The sequence below is a fragment of the Rhodococcus sp. no. 34 genome, assembly GCF_054589475.1.
This window is the reverse complement of sequence record NZ_BAAILK010000037.1, coordinates 1-657: the sequence shown is the minus strand read 5'-3', so window position 1 is coordinate 657 and position 657 is coordinate 1. Positions and strand designations below refer to the sequence as shown.

Below are 657 nucleotides of genomic sequence, written 5' to 3'. Positions count from 1 at the left end.
TCACCGTATACGTGATCGTCTGACCCGCAGCAACATTGGTACCCGACACCGGATCCGCAGCCTTCGCGACCGTGAACCCCGGAACCTTCACCGGGTGTTCGGTCGTCACCGGCGGAGGAGTGATCTCCGGACCCGTCGGCGGCTTCGCAGTACCGGTGACCTTGTTGTTGATCAGAACCCCGCCGGCAACACCGTCGTTGATCTTCACCTGATAGGTCAGGACAACCGACTTACCGGCCTCGAGCACACCAGTCCACGAGAGCGTGGTGCCCGACAGCGTCGGAGCAGTCGCGTCGACACCGTCGACCGTTGCCTTGAGCGAACCGTCCACCAACGTCGCGTTGTCGAGAACCTTCGACAGATCATCGGTCAACACCACCGGATCAAGAGTCGTGTTACCCGTGTTGGAACCGGTCACCGTATACGTGATCGTCTGACCCGCAGCAACATTGGTACCCGACACCGGATCCGCAGCCTTCGCGACCGTGAACCCCGGAACCTTCACCGGATGCGTCGTGCACAGTTGCGTCGCCGGATCACACACCTCCGGAGGATCAACCGGAGGAGTCGTACCCGGAACAACGAAGTTGTTCACGAACACCCCACCGACCACATCGGCATTGACCTTCACCGAATACGTCACCGTCTTCGTTTCGC

Annotated in this window: 1 protein-coding gene; it reads right to left on the bottom strand. The window is 60.6% G+C overall.

The window, feature by feature from the left end; translation table 11 throughout:
- On the bottom strand, positions 1-643 hold a 643-nt coding region (locus tag ACYP01_RS16860), incomplete at its 3' end, for an isopeptide-forming domain-containing fimbrial protein (protein WP_459681355.1).
- Positions 644-657: the final 14 nt, after the last annotated feature.